This window comes from Streptomyces sp. NPDC053560 (assembly GCF_044544605.1).
In the GTDB taxonomy this organism is placed as follows: Bacteria; Actinomycetota; Actinomycetes; order Streptomycetales; family Streptomycetaceae; genus Streptomyces.
The window spans coordinates 105,325-126,389 of the sequence record NZ_JBITXI010000011.1 but is presented as its reverse complement, the minus strand read 5'-3'; the positions used below and the strand labels follow the sequence as shown (position 1 = coordinate 126,389).

18 protein-coding genes, 1 tRNA gene and 1 other RNA gene are annotated in these 21,065 nt (G+C 71.4%); 8 read left to right on the top strand and 12 right to left on the bottom strand.

The window, feature by feature from the left end; all coding sequences use genetic code 11:
* Window positions 1–113: 113 nt before the first annotated feature.
* From ACIGQF_RS26250 to ffs, 10 genes are all read right to left on the bottom strand, one after another.
* Window positions 114–944, bottom strand: a complete 831-nt coding sequence (locus tag ACIGQF_RS26250; RefSeq protein ID WP_399714716.1) for an SURF1 family protein — start codon at window positions 942–944, stop codon at window positions 114–116.
* 152 nt (window positions 945–1,096) lie between these two features.
* Window positions 1,097–2,380 (bottom strand): hypothetical protein, encoded by a 1,284-nt coding sequence (locus ACIGQF_RS26245; RefSeq protein WP_399714713.1) that lies wholly within the window; start codon window positions 2,378–2,380, stop codon window positions 1,097–1,099.
* A complete protein-coding gene (locus tag ACIGQF_RS26240; protein ID WP_399714711.1) occupies window positions 2,377–3,042 on the bottom strand; it encodes a SigE family RNA polymerase sigma factor in 666 nt (221 codons plus the stop codon). The genes ACIGQF_RS26245 and ACIGQF_RS26240 overlap by 4 nt, the downstream gene beginning before the upstream one ends.
* 509 nt (window positions 3,043–3,551) lie before the next feature.
* The gene (locus ACIGQF_RS26235; RefSeq protein WP_399715109.1) at window positions 3,552–4,646 is read right to left on the bottom strand and encodes an aspartate-semialdehyde dehydrogenase; all 1,095 of its coding nucleotides are present in this window, start codon (window positions 4,644–4,646) and stop codon (window positions 3,552–3,554) included.
* Between the two features lie 17 nt (window positions 4,647–4,663).
* Entirely contained in the window at window positions 4,664–5,935 is a 1,272-nt protein-coding gene (locus ACIGQF_RS26230) for an aspartate kinase (RefSeq protein WP_361552891.1), read from the bottom strand.
* A gap of 455 nt (window positions 5,936–6,390) precedes the next feature.
* Entirely contained in the window at window positions 6,391–7,050 is a 660-nt protein-coding gene (locus ACIGQF_RS26225; RefSeq protein WP_361552894.1) for a DUF5063 domain-containing protein, read from the bottom strand.
* Window positions 7,043–7,642: a recombination mediator RecR gene (gene recR, locus ACIGQF_RS26220; protein ID WP_399714707.1), complete on the bottom strand. Its 600-nt coding sequence runs from the start codon at window positions 7,640–7,642 to the stop codon at window positions 7,043–7,045. Before recR ends, ACIGQF_RS26225 begins: the two co-directional genes overlap by 8 nt.
* Before the next feature lie 217 nt (window positions 7,643–7,859).
* Window positions 7,860–8,219, bottom strand: a complete 360-nt coding sequence (locus ACIGQF_RS26215; protein WP_362212222.1) for a YbaB/EbfC family nucleoid-associated protein — start codon at window positions 8,217–8,219, stop codon at window positions 7,860–7,862.
* A 306-nt stretch (window positions 8,220–8,525) separates the two neighbouring features.
* Window positions 8,526–11,213: a DNA polymerase III subunit gamma and tau gene (locus tag ACIGQF_RS26210; RefSeq protein ID WP_399714703.1), complete on the bottom strand. Its 2,688-nt coding sequence runs from the start codon at window positions 11,211–11,213 to the stop codon at window positions 8,526–8,528.
* Between the two features lie 217 nt (window positions 11,214–11,430).
* Window positions 11,431–11,529, bottom strand: an RNA gene (ffs, locus tag ACIGQF_RS26205) — signal recognition particle sRNA small type.
* Window positions 11,530–11,648: 119 nt separating this feature from the next.
* On the opposite strand from ffs, the gene ACIGQF_RS26200 reads away from it, so the two are divergent.
* From ACIGQF_RS26200 to ACIGQF_RS26175, 6 genes are all read left to right on the top strand, one after another.
* A tRNA-Ser gene (locus tag ACIGQF_RS26200) sits at window positions 11,649–11,736 on the top strand.
* Window positions 11,737–12,353: 617 nt separating this feature from the next.
* A complete protein-coding gene (locus ACIGQF_RS26195) occupies window positions 12,354–13,856 on the top strand; it encodes an ATP-binding protein (RefSeq protein ID WP_399714701.1) in 1,503 nt (500 codons plus the stop codon).
* Window positions 13,857–13,910: 54 nt separating this feature from the next.
* Window positions 13,911–14,297, top strand: a complete 387-nt coding sequence (locus tag ACIGQF_RS26190) for a roadblock/LC7 domain-containing protein (RefSeq protein ID WP_399715107.1) — start codon at window positions 13,911–13,913, stop codon at window positions 14,295–14,297.
* On the top strand, window positions 14,294–14,668 hold the full coding sequence (locus tag ACIGQF_RS26185; RefSeq protein ID WP_399714699.1) for a DUF742 domain-containing protein: 375 nt from the start codon (window positions 14,294–14,296) through the stop codon (window positions 14,666–14,668). Before ACIGQF_RS26190 ends, ACIGQF_RS26185 begins: the two co-directional genes overlap by 4 nt.
* On the top strand, window positions 14,649–15,272 hold the full coding sequence (locus ACIGQF_RS26180; protein WP_399714696.1) for a GTP-binding protein: 624 nt from the start codon (window positions 14,649–14,651) through the stop codon (window positions 15,270–15,272). The genes ACIGQF_RS26185 and ACIGQF_RS26180 overlap by 20 nt, the downstream gene beginning before the upstream one ends.
* Complete coding sequence (locus ACIGQF_RS26175; protein ID WP_399714694.1) at window positions 15,269–16,765, top strand: cytochrome P450; 1,497 nt, start codon at window positions 15,269–15,271, stop codon at window positions 16,763–16,765. The genes ACIGQF_RS26180 and ACIGQF_RS26175 overlap by 4 nt, the downstream gene beginning before the upstream one ends.
* Here ACIGQF_RS26175 and ACIGQF_RS26170 read toward each other — a convergent pair.
* Together ACIGQF_RS26170 and ACIGQF_RS26165 are read right to left on the bottom strand one after the other, a co-directional pair.
* A complete protein-coding gene (locus tag ACIGQF_RS26170) occupies window positions 16,754–18,061 on the bottom strand; it encodes a pyridoxal phosphate-dependent aminotransferase (protein WP_399714692.1) in 1,308 nt (435 codons plus the stop codon). The genes ACIGQF_RS26175 and ACIGQF_RS26170 overlap by 12 nt on opposite strands.
* 5 nt (window positions 18,062–18,066) lie before the next feature.
* On the bottom strand, window positions 18,067–19,455 hold the full coding sequence (locus ACIGQF_RS26165; protein WP_399714689.1) for a tryptophan dimethylallyltransferase family protein: 1,389 nt from the start codon (window positions 19,453–19,455) through the stop codon (window positions 18,067–18,069).
* A 136-nt stretch (window positions 19,456–19,591) separates the two neighbouring features.
* Here ACIGQF_RS26165 and ACIGQF_RS26160 point away from each other — a divergent pair, with 136 nt between their 5' ends.
* Together ACIGQF_RS26160 and ACIGQF_RS26155 are read left to right on the top strand one after the other, a co-directional pair.
* Complete coding sequence (locus tag ACIGQF_RS26160) at window positions 19,592–20,203, top strand: DUF4232 domain-containing protein (RefSeq protein ID WP_399714686.1); 612 nt, start codon at window positions 19,592–19,594, stop codon at window positions 20,201–20,203.
* Between the two features lie 465 nt (window positions 20,204–20,668).
* Window positions 20,669–20,935 (top strand): hypothetical protein, encoded by a 267-nt coding sequence (locus ACIGQF_RS26155; RefSeq protein WP_399714683.1) that lies wholly within the window; start codon window positions 20,669–20,671, stop codon window positions 20,933–20,935.
* The last annotated feature ends 130 nt before the right edge of the window (window positions 20,936–21,065 follow it).

Here is a 21,065-nt window from a genome sequence, read left to right as displayed (position 1 = left end):
TGGGACGCCATGGCCGCGGGGGGGGGCGGAGCGGCCGGGGGCCGGGGAACGACCATGGCCGGGGCTGAGTTCGGGGTGGGGTGGGGCGGGGGCGGGAAGGCCCCCCTTGCGCCTCAGGACGGTGAGGTGATTTTCGCCTCGGCCGTTGCCGGCGGACCGCCCGGCTCGTCCGTAGGAATTCCCAGCGCCGCGTCCCGGGCCGCTTCGGATTCGCGGCGGAAGAGGCGGAACCACATGAAGATGACGAAGCCCGCGAAGACGAACCACTCGCCGGTGTAGCCGAGGTTCTGGAACGCCTTCAGGTCCAGTCCGCTGCCCTCGGCCGCGGCCGGCGGCACGGCCTTCAGGGGGGCCTGTGCGTCGGAGACGGTGATCCACGCGTCGTACACGTCGTACGGCACGATGTTGACCAGCGACGCCGCGCTGATCATGCCGAGCTGGCCCTGCGGCAGGCCGCCGCCGGTCTGGACGCCCTGCGTGCCCTGGCTCTCCGAGGCCTGGAGGGCGCCGGTGACGGTGACCTTGCCCCGCGGGGGCGCCGGCACCTTCGCCGTGGCGGCCTTGGAGTCCGCGTCGCCCGGCAGCCAGCCGCGTACGACGGGCAGCGCCCTGCCGCCGTCCGTACGCAGCATGGTCAGCACGTAGAAGCCGGTCCGCTCGCCGAGCTTCCGGCCGGGGACGAGCATCTGGTGACCGGTGTCGTAGTGCCCGGTCGCGGTGGCGCTCCGGCCCGAGGTGTTCTGGTCGACGGGCAGCAGCTGTGTCACCGGGCGGGCGGCCGCGGCCTTGGCGTCGGCCGCCCGGTGTTCCTGCTGCTGGTGGCTGTCGACGCGGTCCTCGAAGCGGCTCAGCTGCCAGCTGCCCATGAAGATGCACACGGGGATCGCCAGCAGGACGAAGACGTTGATTCCCCACCATCGCGGGGTGAGCAGGAACCGGTACACACCATCAAAGGTACGGGCACGTGCCTCGTACCCGGACGGCGGGCCCGTATCCGCCGGCCCGCAGCGCCTCGGTGACCCGAGTCGACCAGATCACCTCGTCGACACGACCCCGTCGACAAGAACACCCCGTCGACTGGAACGACTCGGGGTCGCTACTGCGCCGGCAGGGCGCCGGTGCGGTAGACCGTGCCCGCGCACGCCTCGTTGAGCGTGGTGGAGGCAGCGGACGGCTCTCCCGCCTCCGGGGTGTGGCTGACCGCGACACTGGCCGCCTGCGTACCGCCGTCCCCGGGTCCTTCGCTGCCGCCGCCGGCCTCGTCGCCGTTGCCCTCGGCGGAGGACGTGTTGGCCGGCTCGCCGCCGCCCGCCCCCTCCGACGTGCCGGGCGTGGGCGTACCGGTTGTCGCGCAGCCCGAGGGGCCGCCGCCCTGCGCCGGGATCCAGGCGAACTTCACCTCGTACGCCTCGCCGGGCTTGAGCACGAGCTGGCCGGGCGCCGCTGCGGGGTCCGGCAGTCCGGGCGCGGCGTCGCCCGCCGTGTGGTCGACGACCTGGACGCGGCTCGGGTCGGCGCTGCCCTGGGCCACGGCGACGACGCTGCCGCCGCCGTCGACGGAGCAGGAGGTGGTGGAGATGTTGACGACCTTGAGGGCGCCGTAGACACGGCCTTCGGCGTCGGGGGCGGCGACGCTGGCGCTGCCGTCGCCGAGCTGTGCGCGCAAGCAGGCCGGGGAGGTGACGTCCATCGTGGCGGCCGGGTCGGCGGCGGGGTCGCCGGGCTGGTCGGTGCTGCCGCCCTCGCTCCTGCCCTTGTCCTTGTCGGTCTTCTGGTCGTCCTTGTCGCCCTTCTTGCCGTCCTTGCCGGCCGGGCGGTCGGTGTGGTGCCCGGCGGGCCCGCCGTGCGTGCCGCCGGTCGTGACGTGCGCCCGGGAGCTGCTGGCGGCGTTGGCCTGGCGGTCGGCGTCGTCTCCCCCGCCGTTGGCGACGTGCAGCATGGCGGGCATGGCCGTACCGCCGAAGAGCAGTACGGCGGCGGCTCCGGCCACGGCGTGCCGGCGGCGCCTGCGCCGGGCCGGTACCGCGCGGCGGAGGTGGTCGAGGGAGTCGGGGGACGGTTCCAGGTCGCGTACGGCGGACTGGAGGAGGTTCCGCAGCTCCTCCTCACCGCCACGGCCGTCGAGGCCGCCACGGCCATCGAGACCGCCACGGCCATCGAGACCGCCGAAGCCGCCGGGGCCGCCGAAGCCGCCGCCCATGGCACCGTTGTCATCGTTGTCATCCGGCGTACGCGCACCCGGACGCGTGCCGCCCTCCGGCGGCCCGGTCTCCGGGCGCATCTCGCCCTCCGGCGCCCCGTCCTCCGGGCGCGCCGTTTCGTGCCGGCCCGTCGAGCCTTCGGAGTCGGGCTCGTGCGGGCCGTACTGCTTGCTGGTCATGCCGGAGCCTCCATGGCGACGCGCAGCGCCGCGATACCCCGTGAGCCGTACGCCTTTACCGAGCCGAGCGATATGCCCAGCGTCTCGGCGACCTGTGCCTCGGTCATGTCGGCGAAGTAGCGCAGCACGAGGACTTCGCGCTGGCGCCGTTGCAGACCGCGCATCGCCTTGATCAATTGGTCCCGTTCCAGCTGTTCGTACGCGCCTTCTTCGGCGCTCGCCATGTCGGGCATCGGCTTGGACAGCAGCTTCAGTCCGAGGATGCGGCGGCGCAGCGCGGAGCGGGAGAGGTTGACGACCGTCTGCCGCAGATAGGCGAGGGTCTTCTCGGGGTCGCGCACGCGGTTGCGCGCGGAGTGCACACGGATGAACGCTTCCTGGACGACGTCCTCGCAGGACGCGGTGTCGTCCAGGAGCAGCGCGGCGAGACCGAGGAGGGAGCGGTAGTGCGCTCTGTAGGTCTCGGTGAGGTGGTCGACTGTGGTGCCCGCTGCCATCGCCTCGTCAGCGTTCCCGTGCTGGGACGGTGCCTGCGAGGGGCGCGCGGCGGGCCAGGGCGCGATCACCGGCATACCACCGGGGATGCGAGTACGCGGCGGCCGCGCCACAGCTGTGCCGCCTGCGCCCGCCGGGCCGATCGCGATGCCGAGTACCTCTGCCACGCCTGTTGGACACGCTTCCCCCCGTCAGGGTTGTACGCGCAAGGCACCGTTTTTGGCGATGCGTTGAATGCCCTCATGCGTACCAGCTCTTCCTTGATGCCCCAGATTGCCCGTACCCCTATGGGCGGTATTACGCACTTACCGCGGCCCTTGTGGGGCCTTCGCCGTACGCCGTGAGGGCGCGTCGCCGAACCGTGCCGTGTCGAACGCCCAGGAAGGGCGGCGACAAAGACGCTCCCCGCGCGGCTGCGGTTGCAGCTCGACGGGGAGCGAATAGTCGAACGGGCCATCGACCCAGCTCAAGCGACCGGGGTCGATCGTCCGCTCACAGGACTTTCACAAGTAGTCCTCGAATTATTACCCACCGGGGAACATCTTGGGGAGTGGGTTTCTTCGACGTTCAATCACTCAGGGCCGCCCACGGCCCGGAAGCGCCGATCGCCCACGGCTACGCTCTCCGCCGACGTCCGGCCGCGCACGGCCCCGCTCTCCGCCAACGGCCCGGCGGCTCAGTGCCCCGTCAGCTCCGCCGCGACCAGCTCGCCGATCTGCGCGGTGTTCAGGGCCGCGCCCTTGCGGAGGTTGTCGCCGCAGACGAAGAGTTCCAGCGCGAGCGGGTCGTCCAGAGACCTGCGTACCCGGCCGACCCAGGTCGGGTCCGTACCGACCACATCGGCGGGCGTCGGGAACTCGCCCTCCCCGGGGTCGTCGCACAGCACCACACCGGGCGCGGCGGCCAGGATCTCGTGCGCCCCCGCCACCGTGACCTCGCGCTCGAAGCGCGCGTGCACGGTCAGGGAGTGCGTGGTGATCACCGGCACCCGGACGCAGGTCGCGCTGACCCGGAGGTCCGGCAGCCCGAGGATCTTGCGGGACTCGTTGCGTACCTTCAGCTCCTCGGAGGACCAGCCGTCCTCCTGCAGGGAACCGGCCCACGGCACGACGTTCAGCGCCATCGGCGCGGGGAACGGCCCGAGGTCGTCCCCGACGGCCCGCCGTACGTCGCCGGGCGTCGTGCCCAGCTCGGTGCCGGACACCTCGGAGAGCTGGCTGCGCAGGGCGTCGACGCCGGCCCTGCCCGCGCCGGAGACGGCCTGGTACGAGGAGACGATCAGCTCGCTCAGCCCGTACTCGGCATGCAGCGCGCCCAGCGCGACGATCATCGAGAGCGTCGTGCAGTTCGGGTTGGCGATGATGCCGCGCGGCCGGGCGCGGGCGGCGTGCGCGTTGACCTCCGGGACGACCAGCGGCACGTCCGGGTCCATCCGGAAGGCGGCGGAGTTGTCCACGACCACCGCGCCCTTGGCGGCGGCGATCGGCGCCCACTTCGCCGAGACCTCGTCCGGCACGTCGAAGAGCGCGATGTCGATGCCGTCGAAGGCCTCTTCGGCGAGCGCCAGCACCTCGGTCTCCGCGCCGCGCACGGTCAGCTTGCGCCCCGCCGAGCGGGGAGAGGCGATCAGCCGTACCTCGCCCCAGATGTCGGCGCGCTCGGAGAGGATGCCGAGCAGTACGCCGCCGACGGCGCCGGTGGCGCCGACGACGGCGAGGTTCGGCTTACGGGGCGCGCGGTCGTCCGCGCGCCCCGCCTGGGCCGACAGCATCGGCCCATCAGCCGATGTCATCGGCCGGTGCCGCCATAGACCACGGCCTCGTCGGAATCGGTGTCGAGACCGAACGCGCTGTGGACGGCCTGGACTGCCTCGTTGACGTCATCGGCGCGGGTGACGACCGAGATGCGGATCTCGGAGGTCGAGATGAGCTCGATGTTCACGCCCGCGTTGGACAGCGCCTCGAAGAAGCCGGCGGTGACGCCGGGATTGGTCTTCATGCCGGCGCCGACCAGGGAGATCTTGGCGATCTGGTCGTCGTAGCGGAGCGAGTCGAAGCCGACGGAGGGCTTGGTCTTCTCCAGCGCCGCGATGGCCTTGCGGCCCTCGGTCTTCGGCAGCGTGAAGGAGATGTCGGTCAGACCGGTGGAGGCGGCCGAGACGTTCTGCACGACCATGTCGATGTTGATCTCGGCGTCCGCGATCGCCCGGAAGATCGTCGCGGCCTCGCCCGGCTTGTCCGGTACGCCGACGACCGTGACCTTCGCCTCGGAGGTGTCGTGCGCGACACCCGAGATGATCGCCTGCTCCATCGGCTCGTCCCCTTGCGGTTCGTTGCTGACCCACGTACCCCGAAGCCCCGAGAACGAGGACCGGACGTGGATCGGGATGTTGTAACGGCGTGCGTACTCGACGCAGCGGTGCAGCAGCACCTTGGAACCGGAGCTGGCCAGCTCCAGCATGTCCTCGAAGGAGATCCAGTCGATCTTGCGGGCCTTCTTCACGACCCGCGGGTCGGCGGTGAAGACACCGTCGACATCGGTGTAGATCTCACAGACGTCCGCGTCCAGCGCGGCGGCCAGCGCGACGGCGGTCGTGTCCGAGCCACCGCGACCCAGGGTGGTGATGTCCTTCTTGTCCTGGGACACACCCTGGAAGCCGGCGACGATCGCGATGTTGCCCTCGTCGACGGACGTCTTGATCCGGCCCGGCGTGACATCGATGATCCGTGCCTTGTTGTGCACGGAGTCCGTTATGACACCGGCCTGGCTGCCCGTGAAGGACTGCGCCTCGTGTCCGAGGTTTTTGATCGCCATCGCCAGCAGGGCCATGGAGATCCGCTCTCCGGCGGTCAGCAGCATGTCGAACTCGCGGCCCGAAGGAATCGGGGAAACTTCCTCCGCGAGATCGATCAGCTCGTCCGTCGTGTCGCCCATCGCGGAGACCACTACGACAACTTGGTTGCCGTTCTTCTTGGCCTCGACGATTCGCTTGGCAACGCGCTTGATGCCCTCGGCATCCGCAACGGATGAGCCGCCGTACTTCTGCACGACAAGGCCCACGTGTGCTCGCTCCTCGCAACTGTCTGTCGGATCCCCGTGGCCTGCGGATTCCGCAGGTCTGCGGTTGTTTCCGGACCCCCGGGTTCAGGGGCCATGCGGTCGGCTCAGTCTATCGAGCAGGCGGAATCCGCCTCGCCATTACCACATCGTGAGACACATTGCTCGCAACCTGATCGAAACGGTCGGCATGCCGGTCGCGTCCGACCGCCGCACCCACCGCCCTGACCCGGTACGAGCCGTCCCGTGTCCTTCTTTCCGAGTATCTCCCGAAACGGCCGGCGTGGCGCTCCGTCGCGCCCGCTCGGCAGGCCACCTGCCCGCTCCGGCCAAGAGCACACGGAAACCACCCGGAAACGTAAGCCAGCTCACAAGGCGCCCGGTGTTACGCGACGGCGCCCAAGGGCACGCCGAGCCTCGCCCGCGCGCCCCGGCGCTCGGCCCCGGCGCTCAGACGCTCAGCCCTGGCGCAGGCCGAGGGGACCGGCGATCTCCGCCGCCATCACCTTCCCGGCCTCTTCCTCCAGGTCGCCACTGCCGTCGGCGCCCGTGTCGGTGTCCAGGCCGTCCAGCTCGTCCAGCGGCTGGTCCAGGCGTACGTGCGCGACCAGCGACTGCAGGGCGCGCAGCGCGGCGCTCGCGGTGGGGCCCCAGTTCGACAGGTACGAGAACTGCCACCACCACAGGGCCTCGGTGATCCGCCCGGCCCGGTAGTGCGCGAGGCCGTGCCGCAGGTCGGTGATGATGTCGGCGAGGTCGTCGGAGATCCGGCAGGCCACGGGCGCGCTGCGCGGGACGTACGGGTCGAACAGCTCGTTGTAGACGTCCACCGGGTCCAGCAGCGTCGCGAACCGCTCCCGCAACTCGTCCACGTCCGGCTCGGGGCCGATGTCCGGCTCGTACCGCTCGTCCGGGACGATGTCCTCGTGGGCGCCCAGCCGGCCGCCGGTGAGCAGCAGCTGGGAGATCTCCAGGAGCAGGAAGGGCACGGCGCTGTCCGGCTCGTCGCCGCGGGCCACTTCCGTGACCGCGACGATGAAGCTGTCGATGGAATCGGCGACCTGTACCGCGAAGTCGTCCGGGTTCTGCGTCGCGTTGTGCAACGTGGGATCAGACATCGAGAAGTCTCCGTCCTTCGAAGGCCCGCCCGAGCGTGACCTCGTCGGCGTACTCCAGGTCGCCCCCGACCGGCAGGCCGCTGGCCAGGCGCGTCACCTTCAGTCCCATGGGCTTGATCATGCGCGCGAGGTACGTGGCGGTGGCCTCGCCTTCCAGGTTCGGGTCGGTGGCCAGGATCAGCTCGCCGACGGTGCCGTCGGCGAGCCGGGCCAGCAGCTCCCTGATCCGCAGATCGTCCGGGCCCACGCCCTCGATGGGGCTGATCGCCCCGCCCAGTACGTGGTACCGGCCGCGGAACTCCCGCGTCCGCTCGATGGCGACGACGTCCTTGGGCTCCTCGACCACGCAGATGACCGAGGGGTCCCGGCGCGGGTCACGGCAGACCTGGCACTGCTCGTCCTGCGCGACATTGCCGCACACGGAACAGAACCGGACCTTCGCCTTGACCTCCATCAGCGCGTTCGCCAGCCGACGGACGTCGGTCGGCTCGGCCTGGAGGACATGGAAGGCGATCCGCTGCGCGCTCTTGGGACCGACGCCGGGCAGCCGCCCCAGCTCGTCGATCAGGTCCTGGACCACGCCTTCGTACACGGAACGCTCTCTCCCTTGTCCGCCCTGCTCCGTACGCTAATCGCCCTCCCGTCCGAAGGGGAGGTCTCGGCCCCCTGAAGAGGGAACCTGCCGGAACTCTTGGCCTGCCGGCCGTCCGGTCTTCTTCTGTTCTTCCCCGCCGGAAACCGGTCGGCCCGGCCCCTGCGGAACCGGACCGGTTACGGAACCGGACCGGCTCCCGCCGGGAAGGGCGGCCTCAGAAGGGGAGGCCGGGGATGCCGCTGCCACCGCCGAGGCCCTGCGCGAGCGGGCCCAGCTTGTCCTGCTGGAGCTTGGCGGCCGCGGCGTTGGCGTCCTGGACCGCGGCGATGACGAGATCCGCGAGGGTCTCGGCCGTCTCCTCGGGCGTCGCCGCCTCCGGGTCCACCGCCTTGGGGTCGATCTCCAGGCCCTTCAGCTCGCCGGCGCCGTTCACCGTCGCCTTGACGAGACCACCGCCCGCGGACCCTGACACGGGCGTCTGCGCCAGCTCCTGCTGGGCCGCCGCGAGGTCCTGCTGCATCTTCTGGGCCTGCTGGAGCAGCTGCTGCATATCGGGCTGACCACCGGGGATCACTGCGGACTCCTGCCGTACGACTACAAATGGGTGCGGTAGCCCGAGCCTACGTGCTCCGGGAGCGTGCCGCCCTACGTCGCGGGGAGGAGTACGGATGTGCGCCCGCCCCGGGCAGCGGCGCGCCTGCGGCGATGACGGAATGCGACAAAAAGCGACACAGCCACTCGATCACTCGGCGCTGTCGCACGAGGTCACTCGTGGTCGACGTACGAGGCCACCCGTTGCTGCCGCACGAGGTCACTCGTGGTCGTCGCACGAGATCACTCGTGGTCGTCGCACGAGGTCACTCGTTCTCGTCGCACGAGGTCACTCGTTGTTGTACTCCTCTATGACCGTCGCGCCCAGTTCGCGGACGATGAGGTCGTAGCCGCTCAGCGCCGAGTCGACGAGGTCGGCGTCGTCCTCCGCCGGCATGTCCTCCTCGATCGACATGGGCGAGGGCTCCGGCTCGCGGTACGCCGGCTCGGCGGCCGGCCCCGGCGCCTGCGGAGCTCCGGCCGAGGCCACGGCCTGCCGCGCCCGCTGCGCGCCCTGACCGCCGCCCGCGGCACTCCGGTCGGGCCCGCCCTGCGCGGGCGGTGCGGGCGCCGCCGCGGGCTGCGGCGGCCCGGCCGGGGCACCGCCGCCGAAGCCACCGCCACCGCCGCCGAAGCCGCCACCGCTCGCGCCGCTGCCGCCGAAGCCGCCGCCGCGCGGGGCCGGGCCGCCGCTCGGCGGGTTGGCACCGCCCGACGGATCGATGATCGCCTCGACCCGCCACTGCACGCCGAACCGCTCGGCCAGCGCCTCCCGCAGCACGTCCTCACTGCCGCCGTTCGCGAAGCTGTCGCGCGCGCCGGCATTGGGGAAGCCGACCTGCAGCGTCGTGCCGTCGAACCCTGCCACCTGGGCGTTCTGGCTGAGCAGGATCCAGGTGAAGCGCCGCTTGCCCTTCACCGCCTCCAGGATGTCCGGCCACATCTGCCGTACCTGCTGAGTCCCCTGGGCGTTGCCCTGCCCACCGGCCCCCGGCACGCCCCCGCCCTGCTGGGCCGCGGGCTGCTGCGGGGCCGCCGGCTGCGGAGCGGACGGCTGAGGGGCGTACGACGGCTGCCCGCCGGACTGCTGTACAGGGGCGTCGCCCTGGCCGCCGCCCGGCTGGCTCCCGGGCGCGGCCGCGGTCGGCCAGCCGCCGGGCCGCCGGCCACCTGCCGCGCCGCCCTCGGCACCGCCCGCCGCCGGTCCGCCCTGAGGTCCGCCCTGTGGTCCGGCACCGCCGGCCGTCGGCCAGGCCCCGGGCCGCTGCCCGGACTCCTCACCACCGCCACCGGAGCCGCTCGCACCGCCGGGCCCGCTCGCGCTGCCCGGCCAGGCGCCCGGCCGGCGCTCCCCGGCACCGGCCTCCGCGCCGGCTCCAGCGGGCTGCCCGCCGTCGCCCGGCGCACGGCCCGGCTGCTGCGCGCCCGAAGGCCACGCGCCCGCCGGAGCGCCACCGCTGCCGCCGGGTACGGGCGCCGCGCCCGAGGCGTCCCCCGGCGCGCTCCCCGCACCGGGCGCCCCCCCGGCACCGCCACCCGCGGGGCCACCTGTCGGGCCACCCTCCGGACCGCCGACCGCTCCGGCCGCCGGGCCGTTCCCTGTACCGCCCCCGGCGCCGCTTCCCGGGCCGCCCATGGCGCCGCGCACCGCGGCCCGTGCCGCCGCGGGACCGCTCGGCCCCGCCGGCACGCCCGGCGCCGCGTGGGTGTCGGGCCCGGGTACGTACCCCGCTGCGGGCTCGCCGCCGGGCTGCATGACCGGCATCCCGGCCGCGCCCGGTGCGCCGCCCGGCATGCCGCCGCCGAGGGCCGCGACGCCGACCCCGCGCTCCAGGCGGTCCAGCCGCGCCTGCACCGAGCGCTCGTCGTCGTAAGCGGCGGGCAGCAGCACCCGCGCGCAGATCAGTTCCAGCTGGAGCCGCGGCGAGGTCGCCCCGCGCATCTCCGTCAGGCCGGAGTTGACCAGGTCGGCGGCGCGGCTGAGCTCCGCGGCGCCGAAGACGGACGCCTGGGCCTCCATCCGCTCCACGACGTCGGCCGGGGCGTCGATCAGCCCCTTCTCCGCCGCGTCCGGCACGGCCGCCAGGATCACCAGGTCGCGCAGCCGCTCCAGCAGGTCGGCCACGAACCGCCGGGGGTCGTTGCCGCCCTCGATCACCCGCTCCACGACCTCGAAGGCCGCCGCGCCGTCCCCGGAGGCGAAGGCCTCCACGATCGAGTCCAGCAGCGACCCGTCCGTGTACCCCAGCAGGGCCGTGGCCATGGCGTATGTCACACCGTCGGCACCGGCGCCGGCCAGCAGCTGGTCCATCACCGACATCGAGTCACGCACGGAGCCGGCGCCGGCCCGCACGACCAGCGGCAGCACGCCCTCGTCGACCGGGATCTCCTCCCGGCCGCACACCTCGTGCAGGTACTCGCGCAGGGTGCCGGGCGGCACGAGCCGGAACGGGTAGTGGTGCGTACGCGACCGGATCGTCCCGATGACCTTCTCGGGCTCGGTGGTCGCGAAGATGAACTTCAGATGCTCCGGCGGCTCCTCGACCACCTTCAGCAGGGCGTTGAAGCCCGCCGAGGTGACCATGTGCGCCTCGTCGATGATGTAGATCTTGTAGCGGCTGCTGGCGGGCCCGAAGAAGGCCTTCTCGCGCAGCTCGCGCGCGTCGTCCACACCACCGTGCGACGCGGCGTCGATCTCGATGACGTCGATCGATCCGCGGCCGTTGCGCGCGAGGTCGACGCAGCTCTGGCACTCCCCGCAGGGGTTCGGGGTGGGACCTTGCTCACAGTTGAGGCAGCGCGCCAGGATCCGCGCGCTGGTCGTCTTGCCGCAGCCGCGGGGTCCGCTGAAGAGATACGCGTGGTTGACGCGGTTGTTCCGCAGGGCCTGCTGCAGCGGGTCGGTCACGTGCTCTTGCCCGATGACCTCGGCGAAGGTCTCGGGGCGGTAGCGGCGGTACAGCGCAAGGGATGACACGCATACGACGATATCGGCCCGCACCGACAACCGGCCCCCGCCGACGATGTCCCACGGCCACCCCCGGAGCGAAGGAGCCCGGCCCCGCGCCTTCGGCCGACCCGACCGCCCTGCCCACGGGCCACCCTTCGTACGGCTGCCCTTCCTACGGGCCGCCCGCCCACCGAGGCCGACCGGCGGCCGCGGCACCCCGAGGCCCCGAGCCCCGAGCCCCGGGAACGCAAACGCCCCCCACGCACCCGCCAGAGCCGACCTACCCTTGCTGCCTTCCGGCCCTGGGGGAGTTCAGTCAGATAGCGCCACGTGAGGGGCTGCGCCCACAGTACCTGATCCAGCGCCCCCGAAACGACCCTCACCCCCGCCCCCCGACCCGGGTGGATCCCACCCGGGGATCGAGTTCGCGAGCACTCCCCCACGTCATGTAATGTCTCCAGCGGAGGATTCGCCTAGAGGCCTAGGGCGCACGCTTGGAAAGCGTGTTGGGGGCAACCCCTCACGAGTTCGAATCTCGTATCCTCCGCCAGTGCCTCACCGGGCACGATGTCGAAGGGCCCCACCGTTCGCGGTGGGGCCCTTCGACGTTGTCGTGGCGTCTGCCGCACCTGCACCTCGCTCAGCACCTCGTGTGAGCCCACTCACTCAAGCCCCCCTCGACGAGGGGGCACCCCGACAAGGCCGCCGGTTTGCTGCGTCTTCGCGTCATATGGCGCGCAAGCCGCGTGACTCGGACATAATCGCGCACCCGCCCCTTTGCGCCGGTCGCCGGCCGTGAATAAGGGGGCGGAAGATTCCAGCGAATGGCCAGCACCAAACGATTCTGCTGAATTTCGCACGTGAGTGCATTCATGTGTTATATGCACTCGCCCCACGGAGCTAATCCCACACCGCTATGCTCATTGCCGCGCAGCGGGTTGCGACGGAAACAACGCGTCGCTGCCGGCTGCGGTGATGCCGACCGCCGTACGAGGGCTCGGGCGTCCTGGGGACCCGGCTCCGCGCGGAATACCTATTAGTCATGTGCTGCGACCGATTTACGGTGCGCGTGGCCCGACGGTCTTCTGTCGTTCCCAGCCCTTTTCCCGGGCCCGTGAATGCCGTGCATGACGCCCCATTCCTTCCCTTAGTGCTCTGAGGATGCCGATGGTCCGTGCTGATGCGTCACCCGGAAGGCCGGGGCCCGCCGCCACCACGATGTGGCTGCTGCCGCCCGCACTACTGGCCATATGTACGGCCGTGGCCGCCTCGTCGGTGCCCCCGGCGGCCCGCCCCTACGCCGTCTGGATCGGCATCGTCGCGACGGCGGCGGTGGCCGTCGCGGCCGCGTCGGCGGCCCGCCGGGGCCGCACCATCGACGAACTCCGCCGGCAGTACGCCGCGAGAGAGGAGTTCCTGCAGCGGCAGTTGGCCGAGCAGGAGACCGAGACCGTACGGATGGCCAAGGAGACGCTGCCCGCGGCCATGGCCCGGCTGCAGAAGGGCAACTCGGTCGAGGACGTACTGCGCACCACCAGCCCGGTGTCCCTCGTGAGTCCCCGCTTCGAGGCCGCGCAGCACGGTGTCCTGCGCTACGTGCTCCAGACCGTGGAGGCCGAGGAGGACCTGCGTGACTCCGCCCAGCGGGCCTTCGTCAACATCGCCCGCCGCGTCCAGGCCATCGTGCATCAACAGGCCCTGGAACTGCGGGAGATGGAAGACAAACACGGCCAGGACCCCGAGGTCTTCAACGACCTGCTGCACCTCGACCACAGGACCGCGCTGATCGGCCGCCTCGCGGACAGCATCGCCGTACTGGGCGGGGCCCGGCCGGGGCGTCAGTGGCAGAAGGACATCCCGCTGTTCAATGTGTTGCGCGGCGCCATGTCCCGAATCACCGACTACCGCCGGGTGGACCTGCACTCGGTGGCGGACGTCGGCATTCTCGGCCGCGCCGCCGAGCCGCTCATTCACGCCGTGGCCGAGCTCCTGGACAACGCCACCCGCTACTCCCCGCCCCAGACCCGGGTCCATCTGACCGCGTCCGAGGTGCAGTCCGGCGTGGCCGTCGAGATCGAGGACGCCGGGCTCGGGCTGACCGACGAAGCCCGGATCCGCGCCGAGCACGCCCTGGCCCAGGACGCCGCCAGCGGGCTGGACCTGGACGACCTGGGCGAGTCGCCGCGGCTCGGCCTGGCCGTGGTCGGCCGGCTGTCCCACACGAACCACTTCAAGGTGTCCCTGCGGGTCTCCGCGTACGGCGGCGTGCGCGTCGTACTGATCGTCCCGCCCGACCTGGTCACCGTGACTCCGGTGCCCGGCGGGGCCCTGGCCAAGGCACCCAGCCTGCCGCCGCCCCGCGAGCCCTCCAGCTACGGCCGCAAGCCCATTTCCCAGGCGTCCCTCCAGGAGCCGTCGCCCAGCAACGCCCGGCGCACCGCCAACGGGCTCCCGCAGCGCAGGCGGCGTACCCGCGCCCTCTCCCCCCATCAGCGGCCGCCGCAGCAGGCGGCTTCCACCGCCGACTCCCGGTCCTCGGCGTCGGCCGGCGGGCCACCGCAGGCCGGGTTGTGGATGTCCGCCTTCCTCGAAGGTGTCTCCGGCGAGTCCCGAGCCGATTCCCCAGCGTCTCGTCCCGATGGCCCGAGCGATGAAGAATCCGAGCAGTAACAGAGCCATGAGGTAAGGATGAGTAAGCACGTGGCGACAAAGCAGTGGCTCAATATGGACTGGATGCTGGAGGAATTGGCTTCCAGCGTCCCGCAGACCCGAAATATCGTGGTGCTGTCCTCGGACGGCCTGTGCATGGCGCAATTCGGTACGGACGGCGACGCGGCTGATCGCCTCGCCGCCGCCTGCGCCGGACTGCAGAGCCTTTCGGCGGCCATCGCGGCGGAATTCCCGCACGGCAACGGCCGTATGAAACTCGTCGTGGTGGAGGTCGACGGTGGCTTCTTCTATTTGATGGCGGCCGGCGCCGGGGCATATCTGGCGGTACTGGCCGACGACGACGTGGACGCCGGGCTCGTGGGGCAGCGCATGCGGGACCTGGTCGCCCGGATCGGGCAGCACCTCACCAGCCCACCGCGGTCCGACCGGCAGCTGCCATGAAGGACCCGGAACAGGAGGAACTCCGGCCCTGGGAAGAGGGCGGACCCGAGCGGCTCTACATCCTCGCGTCCGCCGACCGGAATCCGCCCGAGAAGCGCGTCCCCCTGGACGTGGTCACGCTGATCGTGAGCCGCAGCGAGGCCGGCTCGGGCATGCAGCCCGAACGCGCCGCCATCGTCGGCATCTGCGATTACCCGCTCTCCGTCGCCGAGATCTCCGCGTATCTCAAGCTGCCGGTCAGCGTGGTCACCGTTCTGCTCACGGGCCTGCTGGAGAGCGGCCACGTGGAAGCCCGGGCCTCGATCCCCGCCAAGTCGATGCCCGATGTCGAACTCTTGGAGGCGGTGATGCATGGACTACAGAATCTCTGAGCCCGTCGTCGGTCCCCGGTCCGAAGACGTCCTGCCGGAGTCGATCACCACCGCGGTGAAGGTCGTCGTCGTCGGCGGCTTCGGCGTCGGGAAGACCACCCTCGTCGGATCGGTCAGTGAGATCAGACCGCTGACCACCGAGGAGACCATGACGCAGGCCGGGGCCGGGGTGGACGACATCGCCGGCGTCGAGCGCAAGAGCGAGACGACCGTGGCGATGGACTTCGGCCGGATCACCCTCAGCGACGAACTGGTCCTGTACGTCTTCGGCACCCCCGGTCAGCAGCGCTTCTGGTTCCTGTGGGACGGCCTCTTCGAAGGCGCGCTCGGCGCCGTGGTCCTGGTCGACGCCCGGCGGCTGGAGGACAGCTTCGACGTGATGGGCCGGCTGGAGGAGCGCGGGGTGCCCTTCATCGTCGCCATCAACTCCTTCCCGGACGCGCCCTCCTATCCGGTGTCCGACCTCCGGGAGGCCCTGGACATCCCCGACGCGGTGCCGGTGATCGATTGCGACGCCCGCGAACGCACCTCCAGCCGCGACGGTCTGCTGTCCCTCGTGCGCTATCTGCACGCCCTCACCACCACGACCACGGAGCCACGGTGACCTCCTCCTCCCCCGACCAGACCCGCCTCACGTCGCTGCCCGGGCCGCCTCCGGAGTGTCCGGCGCACGCCGGGTCCAGGAGTACCGACGGACTGGCGCGGCTCTTCGGCCCCGAGGCGGCCGCGGACCCCATGGGCCTGTACGAGCGCCTGCGCGCCGAGCACGGCCCCGTCGCGCCCGTCCTGCTCGACGGCGATCTGCCGGCGTGGATCGTGCTCGGCTACCGGGAGATCCTGGAGGTCGCCGGTACGCCGGGCCGGTTCAGCCGCGACTCCCGTACATGGCGCTGGTTCAAGGAGGGGAAGGTCCCGCCGGACTCCCCACTGCTCCCGATGATCGCCTGGCAGCCGGTCTGCCTGTTCCTGGACGGGGCGGAGCGCGACCGGCTGCGGCTGGCGGTCACCGACAGTCTGGAGCGCTTCAACCGGCGCGGCATCCGGCGGCACATCACCCGCTTCACGCACCAGCTGGCCGACGGCTTCGCGGAGCGGGGGGAGGCCGATCTGGCCGGCGAGTTCGCCGAACAGCTGCCCATGCTCGTCCTGACGCAGCTCCTGGGCATGTCCGACGAGTTCGGACCGCGGCTGGTCGCGGCCAGCCGGGACATGGTGGCGGGCACCGAGACGTCCGTGGCCAGCAACGAGTTCATCGTGGAAACGCTCGCGGATCTCGTACGGCGCAAACGCAAGGACCGCGGCCACGACATCACGTCCTGGCTGATCGACCACTCCTCCGGGCTGACCGACGAGGAGGTGTGGAACCACCTGCGGGTCATCCTCATCGCGGCGAACGAGACCACGGTCAACCTGCTCAAGAGCACGCTGCGGATGGTGCTGACCGACCCCCGCTGCCACGCGTCGCTGGCCGGCGGGCAGATGACCCTGCCGGACGTGGTGGAGCAGGTGCTCTGGAGCGAGCCGCCGCTGATGACCATCCCCGGCCGATGGGCCGCCGTGGACACGGAGGTCGGCGGACAGAAGGTCGCGGCGGGCGACATGCTGCTGCTCGGGCTGGCCGCCGGTAACTACGACCCGGCCGTCCGGCCGGACCCCTCGACCCCGCTGCACGGGAACCGCGGGCATCTGGCGTTCAGCAGCGGCCCGCAGGAGTGCCCCGGCCAGAACATCGGCCGCGCCATCGCCGACACCGGCATCGACGCGCTGCTGGCGCGGCTGCCCGACATCCGGCTCAGCATCCCCGAGGGGGACCTGCGCTGGACGTCGGGCTGGATGACGCGCCATCTGGCCAGTCTGCCGGTGACGTTCACCGCGGCCCGGCGCCGCTCCCCCGCCCCGCTCGATGACGCGGCGGGGAGCGTACCGGCGCCCGGCGGCCCCGTGGGCGACGCCCGGGGCGCGTCGGCGGTGACCGGCCCGAGGCCCGCCGCCGGGTTCCCGGTTCACCCCGCTCCCCCGCTCCCGTCCCCGGCGGTACCGGTTCCCCGGCGTCGTCGGTCCTGGTGGGGCCCGCTGAAGGCGTGGCTACGGGGGTGAGGGGGGCCGGAGGGCTCGTGATGGGAGGGGCCGCGCGCGCACGGAAAGCCCGGTGACGGCCTTTTCCACGCGGTTCAGCGCCTCTTCCATCACCGCCCGGGACGTGGCGTAGCTGATGCGGATGTTGCCTTCGGCGCCGGGGCCGAACCACTCCGTCGTACCGGCCACCACCGCCACCCGGGCTTCCGCCAGGAGGAATTCGCCCATCGCGCGACTGTTCAGGCCGGTGGCCGACACATCGGGAAACAGCACGAATGTGCCGTCCGGGCGGCCGCACGACATTCCCGGAATCGCGTTCAGCCGTGCCACGCAGTAATCCCGGGTCTCCCGCAGATGTGCCAGGAACGCGTTCCGCCAGGGCCAGCCGTGACGCAGCGCGGCCAGCGCACCGGCCTGGGTGAAGGGCGTCAGGCTGTACGCGGCGCCGAGTCGCTGGAAGACGCGCTGGAGGTCGTTCGCCTCGCGCGCATTCGGGGCGATCACGAATCCCATCCGAAGGCCGGGCAGGGCAAAGGTCTTGGAGAGTCCGGTCACCGTGTGGATGCGCGGGCCGGTCTCCGTGTCCAGGCTCGCCATGCTGACGTGCGCGCCGGGCGGGTACACGATTTCGTTCCAGACCTCGTCGGAAAGGACCGGGATTCCGTGCCGGCCGGCTGTTTCCGCCACCGCGCGGAGGGTTTCCGCGGGGAAGACCGTGCCCAGAGGGTTGTGCGGGTTGCACATGCAGATCAGTGCGGTGCGCGGGGTGATCAGGGAGGCGAGCCGGTCCGGGTCGAGCTGCCCCGTCCTCTTGTCGACGGGGTAATGGACGCGGCGGGCTCCTGCGGCGTCTATGGCCTGGCCGAAGAGCAGGTCCACCGGGTCCAGCAATATGCATTCGTCGCCCTGCCCGCACAGCAGGTGGACCACGCCCCAGAGTGCGGCGGCCGTGCCGGGCGCCGTCACCACGCGGTCGGGGTGTGCGCTTATCCCGTAACGGTCCTCGGCCACCTCCGCGAACACCTCCCGGAGTTCGTCCAGGCCCTCCGGTGACGCATAGGGAAAGTAGCCGTCGGCCAGCGCCGAGATCATGGCGTCGGTCACCACCTGCGGCCCGGGGAAATCCGGTTCGGCGGCGGTCAGCGGAATGACATCGGGCGGATAGGCGCCCCACCGTATGTGCGAACGGTTCCGGAGCAGACCGGGCCGGACACGCGCGTCGTCGAAAAGCGAGCCCATCGCCTCGCGCGTCGTACCGTGCATCTCTTCGTGCGCCATCTTGTGGCGCGCCCCATGCTCCACCTCGTAGAGCGGCATGGCGCTCAGCCCCGCTGGTAACGGGCGGGCGGATACCGGTCGTACAGCTCCGAGGACCAGTACGTGGTCACGCGGGGAAGGCCGTGCTGCACCCGTGCCGACGCGTACGTGTGGATGCCGCGCCCGTCCGGGAGCGGACGGCGCGCCACATGGTCCAGCAGGGCCCGGTAGCCGCTGTCGGGAAGACCCAGGCCGGCCATGACCGCGCTGATGCGGTCGCGTACGGTCCGGTCGTTCTCGGCGTGCACCCACAGGGGGACGTACAGCGTCGCGGACACGGGGAGATGCCCGCCGGCGGCGGCGAAGGTCAGGTTGCTGACGAGCGGCTGGTTCCGTACCTCTCCCGCCCGGCCGGTCACCTTGCGGCAGAATTCCCCGAGGAATCCCCGCTCGTGCTGAGCCGATATCTCCATGCGGGTGTCGAGGTATTCCGGGGTGACGTCGTAGTGCCGGAAATACACCTTCACGCGTGACTCGGGCCCGTCGGCCAGGTCGAGGCTGACGTAGACGATCCGGTCGAGGTCGAATCCGCGGTCGGCGTAGTCGGCGATGGCCGTCCACGCCTTTCCGAATCCCAGCCGGTCCAGCGCCTCGTGCGTCCGCTCGACGGCGGACATCCCGCGGGAAGCGTTCGGATTCAGGTAGACCTTGAACTCGGGCCGTCCGGTGGGCGTGAAGACCACCGCGTGCATCATGGCGAATCCTGTCGGTTCCTCGTCCGGGAGGAACAGGTCCGTTATTTTCGCCAGCCGGTCGCCGTCCGCGCCGAAGTCCTGGACTAGTATCCGGGTGAGCTCGGTCGCCGATTCCTGTGCGGCCGGTGTGGTCGGCCGGTCAGGAAGGGCTTCGACCAGCACGCGAACCTCTCGGCAGTGCCTCGAAAAGGCCGCGGAGAACTCGATCGGCGAACCGTCGGCGCAGACGTCCGAATGCCAATGTGGTCGCTCACCTATTCGCCCTCCGCCCCATGGCGTGAGCATCCCGCGCAGTACCCTTGTGCCGTGCTCGGCATCCATCCCCGCGCTGTCCAGAAGACGCGCCAGGGTGGAAACCCCGTAATCCACGAATGACACGCCAGCAGGCGCCCTCGATTCCGTACGCAGTACCACCACGAAATTCCTCCGCTCACCGGGTTTCGCCGTACCGTGCGCTTGCTTAGCCGGCCCATCGGCCAGCACCAAGAGGGTCGGATACCCCTGAATGCCGCAGCACTCGGGGAGCGACGGCTGTCGCCGTTTCCCTGAAATCCGAGGCCCCTTCACAAATAACGAAGCTTCTTCCGCCTCGACAGCGGCGCGCGGGGGGCTCGCGTGGGTGTCCACCGACAGTGCCACGCACCCATGCCGGACGAATGTGCACGCTGTCACCCAGAGGGACGGGACTGGTCTCACCATCCGGAATTGTTTGTCACAGCCACGTATTAGGAGACGATCATGCGCAACGCCTCCGGCGCCGGCCGGGTCCCTGTGACCGGCAGGGCTCACTCGCGAGGAGTGGGCACTCCCCCCACACATCCCCCAAGGAGAAACGATGCGTGCTCAGAAGCTGTCCCTACTGGCCGTGGTGGTCGCCGCCGGCCTCTCGCTCACCGCCTGCCAGGGCGGGGACAGCGACTCCGCGAGCGGCAGCAGCAACGACAGCTCGGCGTCGCAGGGTTCCGGGGGCGGCAGCGCACCCGCGGACGGCAACGCGACCGGCTCGGAATCCGGTTCGAGCAGTGACGGCTCCGGCGAGAGCGGCGCCTCGGGCTCCGGCTCCTGCAAGACCTCGCAGCTCGACTTCAGCAGCTCCCACGGCATGAGCGAGGGCACGACGCTCATCAACCTCAAGAACACCGGGTCCGCCACCTGCAGCCTCCAGGGCTTCCCCGGCGTGGACCTGAAGGGCAAGGACGGCACGGTCAGCGCCACCCGCAGCAAGATCGGCCCGACGAAGGTCGACGTCGCGCCCGGCGAGGAGACCCGCTTCACCCTTCACCACCCGATGAACGACTCCGGCGGCAGCGGCGTGACCTTCACGTCCCTCATCGTCACCCCGCCCGGTGAGACCCACTCGCACTCCCTGCCCCTGACCATCAACGTCCCCGCCTCCGACAGCGCCACGCCGTCGATCACGGTCGACCCGGTCGGCGCCGGCAAGTAACGGCACCAGCAACGCCCCCGGGCCCCGGCGGACCACGTCGGGGCCTTCGCCGTACCGGGCCTCGCCCCGGCGCACTGCGAGCACCGGCCCACCCCGCCCACGCTCCCTCAGCCCTCCGCCCCACGCCCGCCTCGACGCACACACCGAAAAACCCGGTCGGTACCGCGTACGCCCCCTCCCCCGCAATACCCGCCCCTCCCCGGTACGCCCTGCCCGCATGCCCGCGACCGGCGTACGGCCCGAAGCGCCAGCCACCCGCCGGACCCGCAGGCAGCTCCCCCGCACACCGCACGCGGACCGGCCTCCATACCGCGGGAACGGCCCCCTGTCACGCCGCACGCCCCCACCGGTCCGGCACGGGTCACCGGCACCCGAAGGGGCGTGAGAAGCAGGCGTGCGGGCGCGTATGGGGTGTCCCCCGAGGGGTACCGGAGCGCAGTTGGTCCTTCAGAGGGGGAGACTCGGATGACAACACCGCCTCAAGAGTGCGTCGTACTCAACATCCCGCAGGGGCTGCGACTGAACCTGCTGGGCCTCGTCGTCGAAATCGGCCAGGTACGCATAGTCGCCGACCGGGCAGGCCTGCTCGGCAACCTCATCGCCTCCTTGACCTGCGGTGGCGGCACAGCCGCAGCGCAAAGCCTTGAGGCACTGGCACAGATGCTCCGTTCCCAGGAAAAGGCCGCCGGCCCCAACCAGCACGCCCAGGAGCAGGAGCCCGCGGGCACGTAGCGGCCTGCTCCGCTCGTGGGGGGGGGGGGGGGGGGGGGGGGGGGGGGGGGGGGGGGGAGCCGCCGGGGCGGGGGGGGGGGGGGGGGCGGGCCCGGGGGGGGGGGGGGCGGCGGGCCCCCCCCGGGGCGGA